Origin of the sequence: Rhodococcus artemisiae (assembly GCF_036327795.1) — a bacterium.
Classification (GTDB): domain Bacteria; phylum Actinomycetota; class Actinomycetes; order Mycobacteriales; family Mycobacteriaceae; genus Rhodococcus; species Rhodococcus artemisiae.
Map to the genome: position 1 here is coordinate 38,344 of NZ_JAUTXY010000016.1, position 19,552 is coordinate 57,895.

Sequence of the window (19,552 nt, forward strand, 5' to 3'; positions counted from 1 at the left end):
GGGGAGCTCCGGATCGTTCACCGCCGGGGTCCTGGCGGACATTCGCGCGGGCGGACTGCATCGGTTCGAATACCGTTGCAAGAAGTTATATTACACCTGAATCGGGGCGATTCTTCCGGGCTGTGTCAACGTTGAGTTACGACTGTGTGGCGTTCTGCAGCAGTCGCCATACGCGGTCACGGGAGAGCGGAAGCTCGTGGGGACGCACACCGATCGCGTTGCGGACGGCGTTGGCCAACGCGGGCGAGATCGGATTGAACGGAGCCTCGCTCATCGACTTCGCTCCCATCGGACCGAGCTCGTCGAATGTGTCGGCGAAGTACACCTCGGTGCGGGGAAGGTCGGCGTATTGCGGGATGTGATAGTTCCGCAGCACGTCCGTCGTCACCCGCCCGTGCTCGTCGGTGATCAACTCCTCGAACATCGATACACCGATCGCCTGCGCGACTCCGCCTTCGATCTGACCGCGGCACTGTTCGGGATTGAGAACGGTGCCGGCGTCGGCGGACTGGATGGATCGGAGGATGCGGACCTCACCGGTCCGGACGTCCACTGCGACCCGGAAGGCCTGCACGTTGAAACACAACGAGCGAGGAAGGCCGCCGTGGCGGCCTTCGCCGCGTAGACGGCCGCCCGATGCGTCGAGCAACTCCGACGGCGTGACGAGCGTGTCGCCGCACCGCACGCCGTCCGGGGTGAGTTCGGCAGCGTCCGGGTCGGTGCCGGTGAGTTCGGCGGCGGCCTTCGCCATGCGGTGGTGCAATTCTTGTGCCGCCGCCAGCAGGGATTTCGCTGCGACGACGGTGCCGGAGGAACCGAACGCGCCGGTGTCGTGCGTCGTGACGTCGGTGTCGGATTGCCAGATCTCGACGTGGTCGGGGACGGTGCCGAGTTCGGTGGCCGCGATCTGAGTGTGCACGGTGGTGGTGCCGTTACCGAACTCCGCGGTCCCGACGTGAGCGACGAACCGCCCGTCGGGGAGCAGTTCGATCGACGTGTCGGCGATGTGCCCGTTCGGTGGGTTGGTCGCGATCATCGCGAGAGCCATCCCGTCGCCGATCCGCCAGTGGTCGCCCACGGGTGCGGGCGCGCCACCGCTCCTCGACATCGCGCGTTCGGTGAGGTCGAGGCATTGATCCAGCCCGTAGCTGCCGTACATCAGGTCGGCACTCTCCAGGTGAGCCGCGATCAGCGGATCGCCCGGGACGACGATGTTCCGGCGCCGGAGTTCGTACGGGTCCACGCCGAGCTTCACCGCGAGTTCGTCCATCGCGGACTCGACCGCGAAGATCACCTGCCCGAGACCGTAGCCGCGGAACGCCCCGGAGGGACGATTGTTCGTGTAGACGGCCTGAGCATCGACCCGCTTGTTCGGGGATCGGTACACCGCAATGGATTCGGTGCAGCCGTGGAACATCACGCCGGCCGAGTGGTTGCCGTAGGCGCCGGCGTCGGCGAGGACGTCGATCGCGAGGGCGTTGAGGATTCCGTCTGTTCCCGCGGCGAGGGTGACGCCGACGCGCATGGGATGCCGGCACGGTGCGACGGTGAGCTGGTCGGTGCGGGTGAACTCGAACTGAACGGGACGGCCGGTGCGCAACACCGCGGCGGCGACGACGTCTTCGACGAGCATCTCCTGTTTGGCTCCGAACCCGCCGCCGACCCGGGTCGCGAACACCCGGACCCGGTCCCGGTCGAGCCCGAAGATGTGGCACAGCTCGTCTCGCACGAGGAACGGGACCTGTGTCGAACTACGGATGACGAGTCGACCCTCTCCGTCGATATATCCTATGGCACAGTGTGTTTCGAGGTGGGTGTGCTGCACGCGATGCGTACTCCACCGTCCTTGCACCACGAACTCCGATGCCTCGAACGCAGTCTCGACGTCCCCGGTCTCACCGTGGAGTTCGGCGACGAGGTTGCGTGACGGATCGGCGATGCGTGACGCGGGGCCCTTGTCGGCGTGAAGCAACGGTGCACCCGGTTCTCGAGCGACATCCGGGTCGAGGACGAACGGCAGTTCCTCGTAGTCGACTCGGATCAGCCCGATCGCCCGCTGCGCGAGGGCGGCAGTCTCCGCGACGACTGCGGCGACCCGCTGCCCGCGGAACCGCACGATCTTGTCGAACAGGTAGGTGTCGTCGGGGTCGTCGTCGCGCAGTTCGTGTCGCGCTGTCGAGTACGCCGTTGCGGGAGCATCACGGTAGTACAGCACTGTGTGCACGCCGGGTAGAGCTTCGGCCGCGGCGGCGTCGACCGAGAGGATGCGCGCGTGCGGATGAGGGCTGCCGAGCACGGCGATGTGCAGCAGGCCTTCGACCTGCGTATCGAGGGTGTAGCGCTCGACTCCGGTGACCACTCGGGTCGCGGCGGGCGCACGCTGCGACCGGCCGCACGACGCCCCCTCGACGACCTGTTCGGTGTTCCGGGTGCCGCGCAACGCGTCGTCGATCGAACGATAACCCGTGCAGCGACACAGGTTGCCCTTCAACCGGTTCGGCAGGTCATCGAGATCGTCGTCGGTGAACGTGGACGCGGTCACGATCATGCCGGCAGTGCAGAAGCCACACTGGAAACCGGCTGCGTCGACGAACTTCTGCTGCATCGGATGCAGGTGGTCGGGGGTGCCCAGGCCCGACACGGTGGTCACGTCGTGCCCGTCCGCACGCGCGGCGGGATAGATGCAGGAATGGACGGGTTCGCCGTCGACGAGGACGGAACATGCGCCGCAGTCGCCGGCGTCGCAGCCCTTCTTGACCTCGAAGTGCGTATTTTCCCGTAGCAGTGTGCGCAGGCACTGGCCGGGACGAGGCTCGGTGTCGAGTTCGGTGCCGTTGACGGTGAATTTCACGCCGGGTCCTCTCTGTTCGACAGTTCGATACGGACGTCTTCGGCGAGTACAGCGGTGACGGCCTGTCTCCAGTCGGCTGCTCCGTGCGAGTCGGAGTGGTAGGCATCGGCCGGGACGAAGCGAGCAAGCGCCTCGGACATGTCCTGTTCGGACGGGAGTTCGTGAAATTTCAGGACATACGGCCGCACGGTCGAGGCGGTCACCGACAGTGCGACACCGCCGTCCGTGTCGCGGCGCCCGATGACAATCGCACCCGAGCGGCCCAAAGGGGACAGAGCGATCTTTCGGAACGCGGTGCGGGCTCCGAGTGTGGAGAGCGGGACGCGGATGCTGCGCAGCACATCGCCGGAGGCGAGCACGTTGGTCGCGGACCCGGTGACGAACTCGGTGATCGGATAGAAGGTTTCGCGTCCATCCGAGGTCCAGACCACCGCGGTGGCGTCGAGCGCCGCGGCGAGCGAGATCATCGCACCCGCCGGGAACGACAGACAGATGTTGCCACCGACCGTGGCCCGCTTCCAGATCTTCCACGACGCGAGCAATGCCTGCGCGCACTGCCGGAACAGCGGCGCGGCCCGCCACTGCTCGGTGGTCGAGAGGACCGACAGGCGTTCGACCGTGCACGTGGCTGCGATCTCGAGGTGGTCGGCGGTGAGCGTCACTGCGGGCCAGTCGAGCCCGGTCAGATCGACCAGCCTGTGCAGATGCAGCTGGGGTTCGGAGAACATCCACGTCCCTCCGGCGACGAACGCCTCACCGGGCCCGATGGTCAGGTCGCCTCGTTCATGAGCCAGGTCGTACGCAGTGATCGTGTGGAGATCCACGGCACTCACCCCGCTTTCGCGACGAGCTCGACGTGTTCGTCGGCGACCTGCCGGGCGACGACCTCCTCGTCGACGGTGCACACTTCGTCGCGGCGCACCACATCGCGACCGTTGATGAGCAACAGTTCGAGCGGCGGCCGACTGCCGAGGACGAGCGCCGCGACCGGGTCGGTGATTCCCGAATGCGCGAGACCGTCGATGCGCCACAACGCCAGATCGGCGAGCTTGCCGACCTCGATCGACCCGATCTCGTTCTCACGGCCCAGCACCTGTGCACCGCCGATGGTCGCCAGCTCGAGGCTCTGCCGCACCGACATGGCTCGCGGGCCGCTGCGAGCACGTGCGAACAATGCTGCGTGGTGGGCCTCTTCGAGCATGCAGCACGACTCGTTGCTCGCGGCACCGTCGACGCCGAGTCCGAGGGGCACACCCGCTGCATAGAGATCTGCGGCACGCGCGATGCCGGCACCGAGACGCGCGTTGGACGTGGGGCAGTGCGCGGCCCCGGTACCCGACGCGGCCAGCACACCGATGTCGTGGTCGTCGAGATGCACCGCGTGCGCGTACCAGACGTCCGAGCCGGTCCAGCCCAACGACTCCATGTACTGCACCGGCCGGCACCCGAACTTCTCGAGACAGAAATCCTCCTCGTCGAGGGTCTCGGCGAGATGGGTGTGCAGCCGGACCCCGAGATCGCGCGCGAGCAGCGCCGACTCCCTCAGCAGATCGCCGGTGACCGAGAACGGTGAGCACGGCGCAAGAGTGATCCGCAGCATCGAGTCGAACGACGGATCGTGCCAGGTGTCGACGGCCTCGCGGCTGCCCTCGAGAATTGCGTCGAGTTGTTCCACGATGTGATCCGGCGGGAGACCGCCGGCGCTCTCTCCGAGATCCATCGAGCCGCGGCACGGGTGGAATCGGATGCCGACCTCGGCTGCGGCGGTGATCTCGGCGCCGAACACGTCGCCACCGTCGCGCGGCACGACGTAGTGGTGGTCGGTGCTCGTGGTGCACCCGGTGCGGACGAGGTGCGCCAGCGCGCCCTTCGCTCCGACGTACACGGCATCGGCATCGATGCCACCCCAGATCGGGTAGAGCGTGGTGAGCCATTCGAACAGCGTGTGGTCGACGGCGAGTCCGCGGGTGAGCCACTGGTACAGGTGGTGGTGGGTGTTGATCAGGCCGGGAGTGAGCACGCACCCGATGCCGTCGATGATCTGCGCATCGTCGTAGCCGACCGGTTCGCCCTCGCCCACCGCGACGATGCGGTTGCCTTCGACCACGACGTATCCGGTGCGGTACTCGGCCCGTGAGGAGTCCATCGTCACGATGTGCGCACCGCGGATAACGCGCTGCGGTTCGGTGGGGTTCGGATGCATCGGGACTCCTCGAAACTCGTCGGAGTCTCCAGTCAACGCTGCCCGAGGCCGAAACCTCTCCGGCAGCACACATGAAACGCTCCGGAAATTTTGTGCTCCTACTGTTCGATCATCCAAGACGATCACCGGGAGGTGAACAGCATGCTTCTTCACGATGTGGTCAACGTCCCGGACCTGGGAATTCGGGTGCTCCACGGCGACCCGGATGCGCTCGCACGCGTGGTTCTGCGGGCGTGCACGACCGACATGCCCGATCCCACGCGTTATGTGACGGCCGGATCGCTGGTGTTCACGGGTCTGGTGTGGCGGCGTTCGGCGGAGGACACCGACCTGTTCGTCAAGCGTCTGGTCGCGGCGGGTGTCGCGGCTATGGCCGCGGGTGAAGCTCTGCACGGCGGGGTGCCCGACGATGTCGTCGATGCGTGTGTTCGGCATCGGTTGCCGCTGCTGGCGGTGCCCGACCATATGCCGTTCAGCCGGGTGATCGAACACATGACCGGCCGGATGTCCGGGGCACGCATGGACCGTCTGCAGACGGGACTCGCACGGCAACGGCAGTGGCTCGCTGCCCTCGCCGACGGCCGTCCCGTCGATGAACTGCTCGACAGGCTCGCGCAGCAGTTCGGGGTGCAGACTTGGCTGCTCACCGCGACCGGGGTGACGATGACGTCCACGTCGCCGCCGGACGACGCCGCCCTCGACGTCGTCACCACAACTGCGCTGACCGCCTCACGGTTTCCGGCAGCGACGCCCGACGGGTTCACGATCCTGACGGTGGGCCGGGGTCTCGTCGACCGCCTCGGTTCTTGGTTTCTGGTGATCCGGAATCGGGACATGCGCACGGAGGTCGAGTCAGAGTGCCTCGAGGCGTTCGGTGAGCTCGCGACGGTGGTCGCGTTCGACAGGGTACGCCGCGACGAGCGACGTCGGGCAGCGTGGGAGATCGCCGAGCATTCGACTCTTGCCGTACCGGTGGGGGAACGGGTCGCTGTGGTCGCCGTGTCCGAGGGGCACATCCCTACGGACATGCTTCGCGCGCTGGTCGAGGACGTGCTGGGGCCGTGCGTCACCTCGGTCGACACGTCGGGGCGCGTCGTCGCGCTCACCAATGGCACGGAAGAGAATGTCGCTGCGCTGCTGCGACGGCGCCTGGGCCGTTTGACGCCCGCGCTGCGGCACGACCGGGTCTTCGTGGGGGTGAGTGACCGCTGCCCCGGTGACAACGTCGACGGCGGAATCCGGGCTGCAACTGCGGCGTCCGCAGCGGCCCGCAACCTCCCCGGTGCGGTCTCGGTGCGCCGCTCCGAACTCGATTCGGCTCTCGGTCTGATGTCGACGTTGCCGGCCGACCTGCTCCACTCCTACGCGGACCGGATCCTCGGTGAGGTGATCGAACACGACCGTTGCACCGATGCCGGACTGCTCGAGACCCTCGAGATCTTCCTGGAGTGCGACGGATCGTGGCGGCGCGCCGCCGATCGGCTGCATGTGCACCTGAACACCGTGCGGTACCGCATAGGCAGGGTCGAGGCGCTCACCGGACGGGATCTCGGCCGCACCGGCGATCGCCTCGACGTCTACCTCGCGCTCCGTTCACTCGGCGACCGAGCGCGTGAGCCCGGCAGGTTCGGCTGTCACACGGCGCCCGTGTAGGGCTCCCACGCGATTCCGGCATCGGGTGCGTCCTCGCGCAGCACACTCGCCTGGATCAGGCCGTACGGCCGGTCGTCGGCGTGGAAGACCTCGTTGTCGTTGTCGACTCCGAATCGGGCGAGGTCGTAGGCGAAGTGGTGCTTGTTCGGCGCCGACAGCCGGATTTCGGCGATGAACGGGTACTTCTCGAGCACCGCACGACCCATCTCGAACAGGGTCTGCTGCAGGGCCTTCGACTGCAGCGTCGCGAACACCTCGAGCATTGTCGCCCTGATCCCGTCGTAGGTGACGTCCCAGTCTGCGTCGGAGGCCGTGAAGCGCCACTGCGCCACGAGGCTCGTCGCCATGACGCGGTCGTGGGTCGGTTCGAGAACGGTATAGGGGTCAGTGAGGAAGCCTGAGAATTCCGAACCCGTGGACTTGAGGACGACGAGATCCTTCAGCCCGCCGATCACCCATTCCTTGCGATCACTGCCGGAGCCCTGCACGGTGATCGCGACGGTGCGCACCTCGGATCCCTTGCGGGTCCATGTGTGATCGTGTCCGGCACCGTCGACGACGACGCGCTCCCACACGTATTCTTCGATCTCGATGCGCGCGGACTCGACAGGGTCGACGTCGTCGACGAAGTGTCGTGCGAGGGCGAGGCCGTAGTCCTCGATGAACGTGACGCCCTTCTCTTTGGCGTAGGAGAAGATGGTCTGCTTCTGGGAATCGGTGGGCAGCACTGTGGCCTGATCGCCCTCGAGGTGTGCCGCATCGAAATCTCCTCGCAGGCAGGATGACACGTTGAGGTCGCGGATCTCGTGGCGGGCTGTGTCGCGCACGATACGCACCACGCGATTCTCGGCCTTACCGTAGCGGTGCGGGCCCAGGACGATCTTGCCGGTCAGTTCGGTCATGCTCAGCTCCCGCGATAGGTGGAGTACGAAAACGGTGACAGGAGCAGTGGCACATGGAAGTGGCTCTGCCCGTCCGGGATACGGAAAGTGATGGTCACTTCCGGATAGAAGTTCTCGACGGAACCGGCGGCGAACCAGTCGCCGGTCGCGAAGGTGAGGGTGTACGTCCCCGAGGCGAGGGGAGATTCGGTCACCGAGGTGATCCGGCCGTCGTCGTCGGTGACACCGGCGCCGAGCACTGCACCGTCGGAGTCGGTGAGCGTGACCTCGAGTCCGGCCGCGGGTGCGCCGGCGGTGGCGTCGAGGACGTGAGTGCTGAGCGTGTTCATCCGGTGCCTTCCGATGTATCGATGATCAACCGTTCGAGGCGCAGGCAGGTGATGTCGGCGAGGGCGGAACGGACCTCGTGCTGCTCGACGTCGGGTTCGTTGTCGAGTCGATGTTCGAGAATCTGCAGCAGTTCGGTTGCCGAGCGTCCGGCGGCGCGGACGAGGTAGACATGCCCGAACTTCGCTTCGTACGCGCGGTTGCCTGCGGCGATCCGCTCGAGGAGCTCGGCATCGGCGGTCGCCACCGCGGCCTGCTCACGTCGTGACTCAGCGCTGTCTGCGCGCTCGCCGATCCGCGGGTGACCTGCGAGTGCGTCGTCGAGGTCCGGCCCGGTGAGCTGCTCGCAAGCGGTTTTGGCGGCGACGATCAGCACCGATCGTGACTCGTAGGGTCGGGCGGCAGCGACTGTGTGTGCCCAGGATGGGCTGGAGCAGCACTCGAGCAGTACTGCTGTGGCCTCATCCTCGGGCAGCGCGTCGAAGTCGGTGATCGAGTAGTGCACGGAACCTCCCCTCGGTGTGCTCGTCGGTGTGTCCATCATGTCGGCGCGGGGGAGTCTCGCGCAGCAACACCGTGTACAGAGTTGGCACTCCTGCAGGGTGCGGCATTTGGACCATCCGCCAACGCCCGGCGTCGACGTGACGCATGCCTCGGGTCGGGTGATTGCGACAAGAGCCTTTTTCTGGAATAGTTCCAGTTATTGGATTGATTCCAGAAAAATCCCGGTCGGAGTACGATGACCGGAGAAGCGCAAGGAGAGATTCGCATGTTCACCGCCGACCGTTCCCGCACCGTGACGCTTCCGCCGCTGGTGCTCGGCGGACTGCGGCCGCTCCATCGTCAGATGCTCCGAAGCAACGTAGCGTCCGCGTCCTTCGAACACGACGCCGGCGGTGCCGAATTCGAAATCTGTCTGACCGAGGGCGAACACGGCCCCGAGTTGCTGGTGCGCTCCCGTAGGCACGGAATCGGATTCACGCTGGCGATGACCACGCACTTCCGCGTGGCGCCGGTGCTGAGCATCGACACCTACCGGCGCCTGTGCGAGATCCTCGCTCCGGGTGAAGAACCCGCGCCGGCCGTCGTCGCCGACTTCCTGCAGGACGTCGTCGCGCAGTCACCCGCGGTCCTTTCCCGCACACACTCCTGCGCTGCCTGAGGACACTCGTTCCCGCGGCTTTTCCGGCTTCCCGCGCGGGTAATTGCTGTAGCGGGAAGCGAAATCAATCGCGGGAAGGATCGCCTGGTGAAGCGAGGTGATCAGAGCAGAACGACGTCGAGTGTTCCGATCGATTCCGGATCGCCCACGACATCGAGGGCGACGATCCGCCCGTCGACCACGGTGAACCGGAAGACGGTGCGTGGTATCCCGCCCGGCGCCCACACAGCCCCGGGAACTCCGTCGATCGTGGCAGGTGCGGCGCCGCGCGCTCGACCCTGGAACGCATCTGCCACCGCGACAGAACCGGCGACCTCGGCAACGATCTTCGGGCCCCCGAATGCCGCACCGATCTTCGCCCCCTCCACGGCCACTGTGTCGGCGCGGAGTGTCACGTTCGGATCGAGAACCTCGAGCAGGTCGTCGAACCGTCCTTCGCGCGCAGCGACGAGGAATGCGTCGACCACTCGACGTGGGTGCCTGCTCTCCGAATGATCGGCGGATGTACCCCGGACCCGGCGTCGGGCGCGGCTGGCGAGTTGTCGCGTCGTAGCGGGGGAGCGGCCCACGATCGGGGCGATCTCGTCGAACGGCATCCCGAACATGTCGTGCAGCACGAAGGTGAGGCGTTCGGCGGGGTTCAGAGCCTCGAGAACTACCATCATTGCGATACCGATCGAATCGGCAAGTACCGCTTCGTCTTCCGGGTCAGGTGAGTCGCTGTCCCGCGCAACCGGTTCCGTGGGCTCGTCCAGGGTGACCTCGTGGCGCGCCTTGCGCGAGCGCAGCATGTCGAGGCACACGCGACTCATCACCGTGGTCAGCCACCCGCCGAGATTCTCGACGGCGTCGGTGTCGGAGCGGCTCAACTTCAGCCACGTCTCCTGCACCGCGTCGTCGGATTCCACTGTGGACCCGAGCATCCGGAAACCCACTGCGCGCAGATGCTCGCGGTGGGTCTCGAACTGCTCGGCAAGGATTTCGTCGCTCATGGTAGTCACATTCTCTCGTTGCGCTCCGTCATAAGGATGACGAACGAACAGAATCCGATGTGACAGGAGCAGACATGAAGGCACGAATGAATCACCCCGCGTTCGTACTCCCCGGAACGTTCGACGCACTGCAGGCGCTGTCGAAGACACTGGAGAACACCGGGCTCCCGGACAGCACGGTGCATCTTGTGCATCTGCGGGCGAGTCAGGTCAACGGCTGCAGCTTCTGCGTGGAGATGCACACGAAAGAGGCGGTGGAAGCCGGGGAGTCCGTGGAGCGGCTGTTCGCGGTCTCGGCGTGGCGTGAGTCGCTTCGATTCAGCGACGCGGAACGCGCAGCGTTGGCACTCACCGAAGCCGCCACCCGGATCGCGGACCGGCCGGATGCGGTGTCCGACGAGGTGTGGGACACCGCCGCCGACCACTACGACGAGAAGCAACTCGCCGCGCTCATCATGCAGATCGCGACGATCAACGTGTGGAATCGGATCAACGCGACCATCCAGCAGCCGGCAGGTGTGGCGCCCGGCGAGTAAACGGCGGGACGACGAAGCGGTCCGGCGAATTCACTGCCGGACCGCTCCTCGCGTTCGAATGCGCTGGGTGTCTAGAGACCGGGTCGCTTACCCACCGTGAGGGTGACCTCGCCGGTGTGGGCGAAGAAGTCGTTGCCCTTGTCGTCCACGACGATGAATGCCGGGAAGTCCTCGACGTCGATCTTCCACACGGCTTCCATACCGAGCTCTTCGTACTCGACGACCTCGACGTTCTTGATGCAGTCGAGGGCCAGCCGCGCGGCCGGGCCGCCGATCGAGCCGAGGTAGAAGCCGCCGTGGGTGTTGCACGCGTCGGTGACCTGCTTCGAACGGTTGCCCTTCGCGAGCATCACCATCGAACCGCCCGCCGCCTGGAACTGCTCGACGTACGAGTCCATGCGACCGGCGGTGGTGGGGCCGAACGATCCGGATGCCAGACCCTCGGGGGTCTTGGCCGGGCCGGCGTAGTACACCGGGTGGTCCTTGAGGTACTGCGGCATCTCCTCGCCGGCGTCGAGGCGTTCCTTGATCTTGGCGTGGGCGATGTCGCGGGCCACGACGAGCGGGCCGGTCAGCGACAGGCGCGTCTTGACGGGGTGCTTGGACAGCTCCGCGAGGATCTCCGGCATCGGCTTGGTGAGATCGATCTTCACCGCCGCGCCTTTACCGGTGCCCGAGACGCCGGAGGTCTCGGCGTCGAGCTGGCTGTCGGTGACCTCGGGCAGGAACCGGCCGGGGTTGAACTCGAGCTGTTCGAGGAAGACACCCTCGGGGGTGATCTTCGCCTTGGCCTGACGGTCGGCCGAACAGGACACCGCGATGGCGACGGGCAGCGACGCGCCGTGGCGGGGGAGTCGGACGACGCGGACATCGTGGCAGAAGTACTTACCGCCGAACTGCGCGCCGATGCCGATCTTCTGGGTGAGCTCGAAGACCCGCTTCTCGAGCTCGTGGTCGCGGAAGCCGCGGCCGGTGATCGCGCCCTCGGTGGGGAGCTCGTCGAGATAGTGCGCCGATGCGTATTTCGCCGTCTTGAGTGCGAACTCGGCGGACGTGCCGCCGACGACGATCGCGAGGTGGTAGGGCGGGCAGGCCGCGGTACCGAGCGAGCGGATCTTGGCCTCGAGGAACTGCATCATCGAGTCCGGGTTCAGGATCGCCTTGGTCTCCTGGTACAGGTATGACTTGTTGGCCGACCCGCCGCCCTTCGCCATGAACAGGAACTTGTAGGAGTTCTCGTGGCCCTTCGCCGTGTCGGCGTACAACTCGATCTGCGCAGGGAGGTTGTTGCCCGTGTTCTTCTCCTCCCACATGGTGAGGGGAGCGTTCTGCGAGTAGCGGAGGTTCAATCGCGTGTATGCGTCGTACACGCCGCGCGCGATCGATTCTTCGTCGTCGCCCGGCGTCAGGACGTGTTGTCCGCGCTTGCCCATCACGATGGCGGTCCCGGTGTCCTGGCACATCGGCAGTACACCGGCTGCGGCGATGTTCGCGTTCTTCAGGAGATCGAGGGCAACGAACTTGTCGTTGTTCGACGCCTCGGGATCGTCGAGGATGCTTGCGAGCTGCTTCAGATGATCCGTGCGCAGGTAATGCGAGATGTCGTGAAGTGCGGTCTCGGTGAGCAGCCGCATCGCCTCGGGTTCGACCTTCAAGAAGGTGCGTCCGTCCGGTCCTTCGACGGTGGACACCCCCTCGCTGGTCAGCAGCCGATATTCGGTGGGGTCTTCCCCGATCGGCAGGAGGTCCTCGTAGAGGAAGTCGGCCATTGTATCTCCTGAAAAGAGGCTGAGGTTCGCTAAACAGATTAGTCGCGCCGACGCAAGGCCTTGACAACGGGGCGTGTGATGCGGCCCTCGAACGCCCTGATCGTGATGTGCGTCACGGGAGCGTGGCGCCCTCGTCCGTATACTGGAAAAGATGCTTCAGAGTCACCTGCACGACACCGTCCGTTCTCGCGGATCACGCCGAATCGAGGGCGGTCTCGCGTGACCGTCGAAGCCGTACGCGTCGCCCCGCTGGTCAGGCGTGTCCCGCACTTCCACGCGTGGGTCGACATCGCAGTGGTCGTGACGGTTCTCGTAGTCACCAACCTCATCGCGCACTTCACCACGGTGTGGGCCTCCGTCGCGACGGTGCCCATCGCAGCGGGTGTTCTTGTCGCGATCATGCGGCAACGCGGTATGCACTGGAACGAACTCGGTTTGTCACCACGCCACTGGAAACGCGGCACCCTCTACTCGGTCGGTGCGGTCGGGTTGGTGCTCGCCGTCGTCGCGATCGGGATCGCACTGCCGTTCACCAGGCAGTTCTTCCTGTCCGAACGGTACGCCACCGTGTCCGGTGCGCTGGTCGCGTCGATGATCATCATCCCGTTGCAGACCGTCATCCCCGAGGAACTCGCGTTTCGCGGTGTCCTGCACGGCACCCTCGAACGTGTGTGGGGAGCCCGAGGTGTCTTCGCGGTCGGGTCGCTGTTGTTCGGACTGTGGCACATCGCGTCGTCGTTCGGGCTGACCGCGGGCAACGCCGGACTGAGCGCCTTCCTCGGCGCCGGAATCTGGGCGCAGCTCGCCGGGATCGCCGGCGCCGTGATAGCGACCGCAGCGGCAGGGTTCGTGTTCACCTGGCTCCGGCGGCGGAGCGGCAGCATCCTCGCACCGATCGCGTTGCACTGGTCGCTCAACGGCGCCGGGGCGCTCGCGGCAGCACTGGTGTGGCACGTGTCCGTGTCCTGATCGGCCACGAAGTTCTCTCCATACGCCGATAATTCTCCGTGGGATGTCCGGACCCGCCCGTCGGCTCCGACGTATCCGATGCAGCACCCATCCGGGCGTCATGGAGGAGGAACGGCCATGAAATTCATGATCCAGAGCTATGCCACCCAGCAGGAATACGACGGCATGGCAGGTAAGGACTCCGACACTCCGGCGTGGTCGCAGGACGACTTCGCGGCAATGGTCGAGTTCATGACGACACTCAACGCGGAACTCGAAGAAACCGGCGAACTCGTCGAGACGCGAGGTCTGGCGGCGCCCATCCACACGCGACGTATCGGACCGGGCGCACTCGTGACCGACGGCCCCTACGCCGAGACCGAAGAAGTGCTCGCCGGGTACTGGATCGTCGAGTGCGACAGCTTCGACCGAGCCACAGAGATTGCGATGCGGCTCGGTGAATGTCCTGCCCCGGCGCACGTCCTGGACACCGCGTACGCCGACGTCCGTCCCGTCGACGAAGGTCCACCTCCGGGGCCTGAACTGTAGAGATGCGCGACAACGTGATCGAGGACCTGCTGCGCTCGTCGGCGCCGCAGGTCCTCGATGCGGTCGTGCGACGGTTCGGGCACTTCGATCTCGCCGAGGACGCGGTGCAGGAAGCGCTGCTGGCGGCCGCCACACAGTGGCCGGACTCCGGTACTCCCGACGACCCGCGGGCCTGGCTCGTCACCGTCGCGTCACGGCGCCTGACCGACTTGTTCCGCAGCGAGCAGGCGAGGCGACGCCGCGACGACGAGGTAGCCCAACGGGTCCCGTCCGGCGGGCGGCACGCACCCGGCGCTGACGTACATCCACAGGTGGACGACACGCTCGTTCTGCTGTTTCTATGCTGTCACCCATCGCTGACACCGGCGTCCCGGATCGCGCTTGCACGTGAGGAGTACGACGAGGCAGCCCGGCAAGCCACAAGCCTTCCCCAGCAGCGGTACCTGCGCGCGCGAGCCGAACGCCTCGGCTGATGGCACTTGCCGTCTGCCTACTCTTCGACTCCCGCGCCGACCGGGCGGTGCGGACATTGTGGGGCAGGCTCGAGGACGCCGGCATCCCGACGTTGCTCACGCACACCCACCGCAGGCACGTGCCGCACCTGTCGTATGCGGTACTGCGGACCTACGACACGGACCGCGTCGTCGCCGTGCTCGACGCGCTACCCGAGGCCGCCCCGATCCCGCTGAGGCTCGATGCCGTGGGCCTGTTCCACAGGGGCCGGGCATGCCTGATCCCGGCGCCGACCGCGGATCTTCTCGTCCGGCAGGAACGCGTGGTGCGTGCGGTGGAGGGCACCGGCGCCGAACTGCACCGCCACTATCGACCGCGGTCGTGGACTCCGCACTGTTCGCTCAGTCCGAGGACCCGGCGCGACGAACTCCCGCGGTTGACCGCCGCCGTCTACGACGTGCTGCCTCTCGAAGCCACCGTGGTACGCGCGGCGCTCATCGACACCGTCACCGGCGAACATCGTCGGTTGATGACGCTGCCGTGACGATCTACCCGGGTGAGGTCAGTCGTCCGGGTTCTCGACCCAGTGCCCGTACGGCGGCGGTCCCTCGCTCTGGATCTGGATGCCGAACACCGGCGAGTGCTTCCACACATACCCGTGGAGCACGTGTTCTTCGGACGAGGACTTGTTCGTGACCACGATGTCCCCGGTAGGGCGTTCTTCGACGGCGTATCCATCTTTCCGCCCGTCGATCACCCACCACTTGGCAGTGCTCATGATCGGTCGCCTCCGGATCAGTTCGAACAGCTTCCTCTCGAACCGTACGCCCGTGACGTCCGGTGAGAACAGGGTTCGCGCTACGCGCTCAGCCGTGCAGCGCAGCGGCGGTCGTGTCGTCGGCCGGATAGAACGCTTCGATCGCGAGTTCCGACACCGTGACGTCGAGCGGTGTCCCGAACAATGTCGTAGTGCTCAAGAACGACAGCTCGCCGTCGTCGGTGTGTATCCGCAAGGGAACCACGAGCGAATGCGACTCCGCCGGCTCGTCCGGGTCGTCGCACGGATAGCCGGACAATTCGTCGTGCAGGCGCAGGAGAACGGGATCGGCGGTCGCGCCGATCTGATGACGGAGCCGGACCAGCAGGTGAGCGCGCCACTGTCCCAGATTTGCGATCCGCGGGGCCAGTCCGTTCGGATGCAGCGACAGGCGCAGCACATTGACGGGTGGTTCGAGCAACTCGGGGGAGCAGCCCGCAACGAGCGCTCCTATCGCGTCGTTGGCGTCGATCATCGTCCAGTGCCGATCCACGACCAGCGCGGGAAACGGCTGGTGCGACCGCAGGATTCGCGTGATGGCGTCGGACACCGCGGCCATGGGCACGTCGCCGAGCCGATGTTCGGGATAGGCCGGTGCCAGTCCCGCGGCCATCAGGATCGAGTTCTGCTCGCGCAGAGGTATTTCCAACTCCTCGCAGATCTTCAACAGCATGTCTCGGGAGGGGCGTGACCGACCGGTTTCGACGAAACTCACGTGCCGCGCAGAGACGCCCGCGCGGTTCGCGAGCGTGAGCTGGCTGAGTCCTCGACGTTCTCTCCAGTGTCGCAGCATCGCGCCGGCCGGTTCCGACTGCATCGTCGTCATGGCGTCGACCCTATGGGTGCGAGGGAAGCATTGCCATTACCTCGCAGGTAATCGATCTGTGGCGCCCGATGTTGCAGAGTCGTCGGCATGACCGCATACGCAATCGCCCACCTCCGTTCCGTCGACTTCGGAGCGGACATCATCCGATACCTCGAGACGATCGATGACACGTTCGTTCCGTACGGAGGACGTTTCCTTGTTCACGGGGTCGACCCGGAAGTGCTGGAAGGACCGTTCCCCGGGTATGTGATCGTCATCGAATTCCCCGATATCGAGCGAGCCCGCCGGTGGTACGACTCACCCGGGTATCAGGAGATCCTCCCGCTCCGCACGGAGAACTCCGACGGTGTCGCCGTCCTCGTCGAGGGGACGGCAGACGGTTACCGTGCGACCGAATACCTAGCGAAGGTGACCGGGCGCGCCTGATCGCTGCGCGAGGATGCCTGCCGCCCGAGCGGGCGCTGCATACGCCTCGGCCAGGGAGTCGACGGTGTCGTGCGCATTGAGGCCGCTCGGATTGGGGACCACCCACAGCGGAACGCCGACGATTGTCTCCTCCTGCGCGCCGGAAACGGCTTTGCGTCGCCCGAAGGCTGCGCGGTACGCGGTGATTCCCGCAACCGCGACGACGCGGGGTTGCCATCGCGTGACCACCTCTGCCAATCGCTCAGGGCCGGCGCGCAATTCGTCGATGGTGAGCTCGTCCGCGCGCGCCGTGGCGCGGGGTGCCAGATTGGTGATGCCGATGCCGCGCTCGAGCAGGTGCGCGGTATCGGCTCCGCTCAGGCCGGATGTGGGGTCGACCGCGCGGGTGAGGATGCCGGCCCGCAGCAAAGCAGGGTAGAAGCGGTTGCCCGGTCGCGCGAAATGGGCTCCGGTCGCGGCTGTCCACAATCCGGGATTGATGCCGACGAACAGCAGACGGCAGCCGTCGCCGATCAGGTCGGGGACGACGGTATCGCGGAAGGACTCGAGCTCGGCGCGTGTGAAACCCACCCGCTCACACTAGGAGATCTCGGGTAGCCACGCTCCGTGCAGCCCCGAGGGCACCCGGATCGGTAGCTGTACCTGCGCCACCGGACCGGTTGCGGGATCCTCGGCCGGGAAGACCAGGAAACGACTGGTCATATCGGTGCGGTCGGTGGCGATCGTGCCCCAGTAACCGGGTCCTCCGGACGAGCTCGACAGGTATGCGGGTTCGCCGACGGAGTAGTTGCCGGCGTCCCACGTCGTATCGGTGCCGGCGACCACGTCGAACCAGCACAGGGCGTCCGCGTCGCCGGGCGGGATGTGGCGCTCTCCGGTCTTGCCGACCGTGGCTACCGTCCGGTGCTCGCCGGTCAGGAGGCGGTCGTCGACGCGGGGGAACTCGATGGTGCGTTCGACGAACGGTGTCCGGGTGACCCCGGAGTCGGAGATCACCGCGCGTGTAAGTGAACCGGGGTTCGGCTCGTTCGACTCGATGATTCCGCCCGGATACCGCCACTCGACGTAGTCGAGTGTGACATCGCCGTTCGGCATGTCGAAGGCGTTGGCCGTGTGCCAGACCCAGAATGTGTCGGTGGTGTGCCAGCGCACCGGGTTGCCGTCGCGGGGGATCAGCGCGATTCTTGTGCCGAGGTCCGGCAGCCAGGTCAGCGGCGACGCACCGGAGAAGATCCGTTCCATCTGGAAAACGCATGGGGAGAGGATGAGCACGATGTAGCGCGACGTCAGTGCCATGTCGTGGATCATCAACGGTCGGTCGGCCCCGGCAACGGGCGTCGGTGGGCGGATGACCGTGCCCTCGGCATCGATCACCGACCAGGTGAGATACGGGGCTTCGAACATGTAGCAGAACGCCACCATCTCGCCGGTGTTCGGGTCGATCTTCGGGTGGGCGGTGATGCCGACGGGCAGGCCACCGTCGAAGGTGTCGCGGGCGAGTGTTTCGAGCTCGGATCCGAGTGTGTACGGCGGCGCGCCCTCTGCGAGTGCGAACAATTTGCCTCCGTGCCGGATCACGTTGATGTCGGGGAGTTCGCGCATGGTGTTCGCGAGGTCCGGGCCCACCGCGTCTGCGGGCGGGAAGTACGGGTCGGTGATCCCGGCCCACAGCGCACGCCCGGCCTTCTCCTCCGCGACCACGTTGGGAGTGCGGACGAACCTGTTGGTGTACCGCGCTGTGCCGTCGCCGATTTCGACGCGGTGCACCATTGCGTCGCCGTCCAGTGGATAGACGTAGGTGCCGATCGGATCGAACCTCGGGTTCGGTCCGTTTCGCAGATAACTACCGTGTAGATCCGGTGGCAGCTCACCGGAGACCGGGAGGTTCGCCACGTCCACTTCGTCGCGTTGCGGGGCGAACACCCCGCTCAGGTAGGGGTTGTGGGCCATATCGACTGGTGCGGGGCGATTCACGGCCGGCCCGCAGACCTCGTGGGGAGCACGGATTCCATCGTAGGGCGCACGGCAGGTGCCCGCGCCGAAACGGGCACCGTCGATCCGATAGGGTGTTTCCCGACCTGCAGGAGCGACCGGCGGTACTGGGCAAGGCCGCAACGATTGGGGAAGGTGTGCAGCGCCGAAACGTTGTCGGAAACCCCCTCACAAGCACAGCAAGTGCGGTAAGTGCAGCCGGCGGCGAGAGCGCGCTCCCGCCCTACACCGATCTGCTGTGGCCGACCCTGCAGGCGGTGATCGGACTCGGCGGATCCGGCGTGATCGACGAGATCGACACCGCAGTATCGGAACGTGTCGGACTGCCGGCTGCAGCGCGTGCCGTGCTGCACGGCGACGGTCCGGGGACAGAGATCGAATACCGCGTGGCCTGGGCACGCACCTACCTCAAGGGCATGGGGCTGCTCGCCAACGCACGTCGCGGGGTGTGGAGCGCCACCGATCAGGGGCGTGCGGTGCGGGAATCCGAGATCAGGCCCATGCAGATCGCCTACACCGCCGAGAAGCGGCGCAAACGGATGGTGCGCACCTCGTCGGGTGCTCAGGTCGTTCCTCTTGTCGCCGCCCCCGAGGATCCGGAACTGTGGCGCGAACCGGTTCTGGGTGCCGTCACCGATCTGCCCGACGACGGCTTCGAGCGTTTGGTCACGGCCGTTCTTCGCGCGGCCGGGTTCACGACGCTGACTACCCTCGATCCGGACGAGAGCACCGATGCCGACGTCGTCGAGGGCACCGGTGTGTTGCGGGTGTCGCTGCTCAGTTTCTCGGTGTTCTTCCGCTTCGTCCGCGGCCGCGAGCGGGTGGCTGCCGATGTCGTGCGCGAGTTCCGTGCGGCGATGGTCGGCCGGGGCGAGAAGGGGTTGCTCGTATCAACCGGTGAGTTCACCGACGACGCCCGGGCGGAGGCGCACCGGCACGGAGCTCCTCCGATCGACCTGGTCGACGGAGAAGGCCTGTGTGATCTGCTCCAGGAACACGGACTGGGTGTGCGCACCACGGTGCGGACCGTCCAGGACGTCGCCCTGGTGCCGGCGTTCTTCGCGGAGCTCGCGGGGCACTGACCATCGAACCCTGATCCGGACGAATCGGTCACCTTCGTCGATGCGACAGGTGTGACCGGTGGTG

At 66.3% G+C, this 19,552-nt stretch carries 21 protein-coding genes; 9 read left to right on the plus strand and 12 right to left on the minus strand.

Annotated elements, in window-relative coordinates:
* Positions 1-136: 136 nt before the first annotated feature.
* From Q7514_RS26530 to Q7514_RS26540, 3 genes are read right to left on the minus strand one after another with little or no spacing between them, the layout of a single operon-like run.
* Complete coding sequence (locus Q7514_RS26530) at positions 137-2,851, minus strand: molybdopterin-dependent oxidoreductase (RefSeq protein WP_330136265.1); 2,715 nt, start codon at positions 2,849-2,851, stop codon at positions 137-139.
* The gene (locus Q7514_RS26535) at positions 2,848-3,675 is read right to left on the minus strand and encodes an FAD binding domain-containing protein (RefSeq protein ID WP_330136266.1); all 828 of its coding nucleotides are present in this window, start codon (positions 3,673-3,675) and stop codon (positions 2,848-2,850) included. Before Q7514_RS26535 ends, Q7514_RS26530 begins: the two co-directional genes overlap by 4 nt.
* A gap of 5 nt (positions 3,676-3,680) precedes the next feature.
* Positions 3,681-5,054: an 8-oxoguanine deaminase gene (locus Q7514_RS26540; protein WP_330136267.1), complete on the minus strand. Its 1,374-nt coding sequence runs from the start codon at positions 5,052-5,054 to the stop codon at positions 3,681-3,683.
* 141 nt (positions 5,055-5,195) lie between these two features.
* On the opposite strand from Q7514_RS26540, the gene Q7514_RS26545 reads away from it, so the two are divergent.
* A complete protein-coding gene (locus Q7514_RS26545; protein WP_330136268.1) occupies positions 5,196-6,707 on the plus strand; it encodes a helix-turn-helix domain-containing protein in 1,512 nt (503 codons plus the stop codon).
* Here Q7514_RS26545 and pucL read toward each other — a convergent pair.
* Genes pucL through uraD form a run of 3 tightly spaced genes read right to left on the minus strand, consistent with a single transcriptional unit; the run spans position 6,689 to position 8,441 of the window.
* Entirely contained in the window at positions 6,689-7,609 is a 921-nt protein-coding gene (gene pucL / locus Q7514_RS26550; protein WP_330136269.1) for a factor-independent urate hydroxylase, read from the minus strand. The two genes, Q7514_RS26545 and pucL, sit on opposite strands and share 19 nt — an antisense overlap.
* A gap of 2 nt (positions 7,610-7,611) precedes the next feature.
* Positions 7,612-7,938 carry a hydroxyisourate hydrolase gene (gene uraH, locus Q7514_RS26555; RefSeq protein WP_330136270.1) on the minus strand — a complete coding sequence of 109 codons (327 nt, stop codon included), beginning with the start codon at positions 7,936-7,938 and terminating at the stop codon, positions 7,612-7,614.
* Positions 7,935-8,441 (minus strand): 2-oxo-4-hydroxy-4-carboxy-5-ureidoimidazoline decarboxylase, encoded by a 507-nt coding sequence (uraD, locus tag Q7514_RS26560; protein WP_330136271.1) that lies wholly within the window; start codon positions 8,439-8,441, stop codon positions 7,935-7,937. The genes uraH and uraD overlap by 4 nt, the downstream gene beginning before the upstream one ends.
* A 264-nt stretch (positions 8,442-8,705) precedes the next feature.
* Between uraD and Q7514_RS26565 the strand changes: the two genes are divergently transcribed.
* Positions 8,706-9,098 (plus strand): hypothetical protein, encoded by a 393-nt coding sequence (locus tag Q7514_RS26565; protein ID WP_330136272.1) that lies wholly within the window; start codon positions 8,706-8,708, stop codon positions 9,096-9,098.
* A gap of 101 nt (positions 9,099-9,199) precedes the next feature.
* On the opposite strand, the gene Q7514_RS26570 is transcribed toward Q7514_RS26565, so the two are convergent.
* Positions 9,200-10,090 carry a sigma-70 family RNA polymerase sigma factor gene (locus Q7514_RS26570; protein ID WP_330136273.1) on the minus strand — a complete coding sequence of 297 codons (891 nt, stop codon included), beginning with the start codon at positions 10,088-10,090 and terminating at the stop codon, positions 9,200-9,202.
* Positions 10,091-10,164: 74 nt separating this feature from the next.
* On the opposite strand from Q7514_RS26570, the gene Q7514_RS26575 reads away from it, so the two are divergent.
* The gene (locus Q7514_RS26575; RefSeq protein WP_330136274.1) at positions 10,165-10,626 is read left to right on the plus strand and encodes a carboxymuconolactone decarboxylase family protein; all 462 of its coding nucleotides are present in this window, start codon (positions 10,165-10,167) and stop codon (positions 10,624-10,626) included.
* Positions 10,627-10,697: 71 nt separating this feature from the next.
* Here Q7514_RS26575 and Q7514_RS26580 read toward each other — a convergent pair whose 3' ends face one another.
* The gene (locus Q7514_RS26580; protein WP_330136275.1) at positions 10,698-12,395 is read right to left on the minus strand and encodes a fumarate hydratase; all 1,698 of its coding nucleotides are present in this window, start codon (positions 12,393-12,395) and stop codon (positions 10,698-10,700) included.
* A gap of 219 nt (positions 12,396-12,614) precedes the next feature.
* On the opposite strand from Q7514_RS26580, the gene Q7514_RS26585 reads away from it, so the two are divergent.
* The 4 genes from Q7514_RS26585 to Q7514_RS26600 all read left to right on the plus strand — a co-directional run bounded on the left by Q7514_RS26585 (position 12,615) and on the right by Q7514_RS26600 (position 14,889).
* Positions 12,615-13,364, plus strand: a complete 750-nt coding sequence (locus Q7514_RS26585) for a CPBP family intramembrane glutamic endopeptidase (protein ID WP_330136276.1) — start codon at positions 12,615-12,617, stop codon at positions 13,362-13,364.
* Positions 13,365-13,481: 117 nt separating this feature from the next.
* Positions 13,482-13,892: a YciI family protein gene (locus Q7514_RS26590; RefSeq protein ID WP_330136277.1), complete on the plus strand. Its 411-nt coding sequence runs from the start codon at positions 13,482-13,484 to the stop codon at positions 13,890-13,892.
* A gap of 2 nt (positions 13,893-13,894) precedes the next feature.
* Positions 13,895-14,365 carry a sigma factor gene (locus tag Q7514_RS26595; protein ID WP_330136278.1) on the plus strand — a complete coding sequence of 157 codons (471 nt, stop codon included), beginning with the start codon at positions 13,895-13,897 and terminating at the stop codon, positions 14,363-14,365.
* Entirely contained in the window at positions 14,365-14,889 is a 525-nt protein-coding gene (locus tag Q7514_RS26600; RefSeq protein ID WP_330136279.1) for a 2'-5' RNA ligase family protein, read from the plus strand. The genes Q7514_RS26595 and Q7514_RS26600 overlap by 1 nt, the downstream gene beginning before the upstream one ends.
* 18 nt (positions 14,890-14,907) lie before the next feature.
* Here Q7514_RS26600 and Q7514_RS26605 read toward each other — a convergent pair whose 3' ends face one another.
* Positions 14,908-15,123 (minus strand): maltose regulon activator MalT, encoded by a 216-nt coding sequence (locus Q7514_RS26605; protein WP_330136280.1) that lies wholly within the window; start codon positions 15,121-15,123, stop codon positions 14,908-14,910.
* An 88-nt stretch (positions 15,124-15,211) separates the two neighbouring features.
* A complete protein-coding gene (locus Q7514_RS26610) occupies positions 15,212-15,988 on the minus strand; it encodes a helix-turn-helix domain-containing protein (protein WP_330136281.1) in 777 nt (258 codons plus the stop codon).
* An 87-nt stretch (positions 15,989-16,075) separates the two neighbouring features.
* On the opposite strand from Q7514_RS26610, the gene Q7514_RS26615 reads away from it, so the two are divergent.
* Entirely contained in the window at positions 16,076-16,414 is a 339-nt protein-coding gene (locus Q7514_RS26615; RefSeq protein ID WP_330136282.1) for a DUF1330 domain-containing protein, read from the plus strand.
* Here Q7514_RS26615 and Q7514_RS26620 read toward each other — a convergent pair.
* Together Q7514_RS26620 and Q7514_RS26625 are read right to left on the minus strand one after the other, a co-directional pair.
* On the minus strand, positions 16,388-16,984 hold the full coding sequence (locus Q7514_RS26620) for a mismatch-specific DNA-glycosylase (protein ID WP_330136283.1): 597 nt from the start codon (positions 16,982-16,984) through the stop codon (positions 16,388-16,390). The genes Q7514_RS26615 and Q7514_RS26620 overlap by 27 nt on opposite strands.
* Positions 16,985-16,993: 9 nt before the next feature.
* Positions 16,994-18,364 (minus strand): carotenoid oxygenase family protein, encoded by a 1,371-nt coding sequence (locus Q7514_RS26625; RefSeq protein WP_330136284.1) that lies wholly within the window; start codon positions 18,362-18,364, stop codon positions 16,994-16,996.
* A gap of 179 nt (positions 18,365-18,543) precedes the next feature.
* Between Q7514_RS26625 and Q7514_RS26630 the strand changes: the two genes are divergently transcribed.
* The gene (locus Q7514_RS26630; protein ID WP_330136285.1) at positions 18,544-19,488 is read left to right on the plus strand and encodes a restriction endonuclease; all 945 of its coding nucleotides are present in this window, start codon (positions 18,544-18,546) and stop codon (positions 19,486-19,488) included.
* Positions 19,489-19,552: the final 64 nt, after the last annotated feature.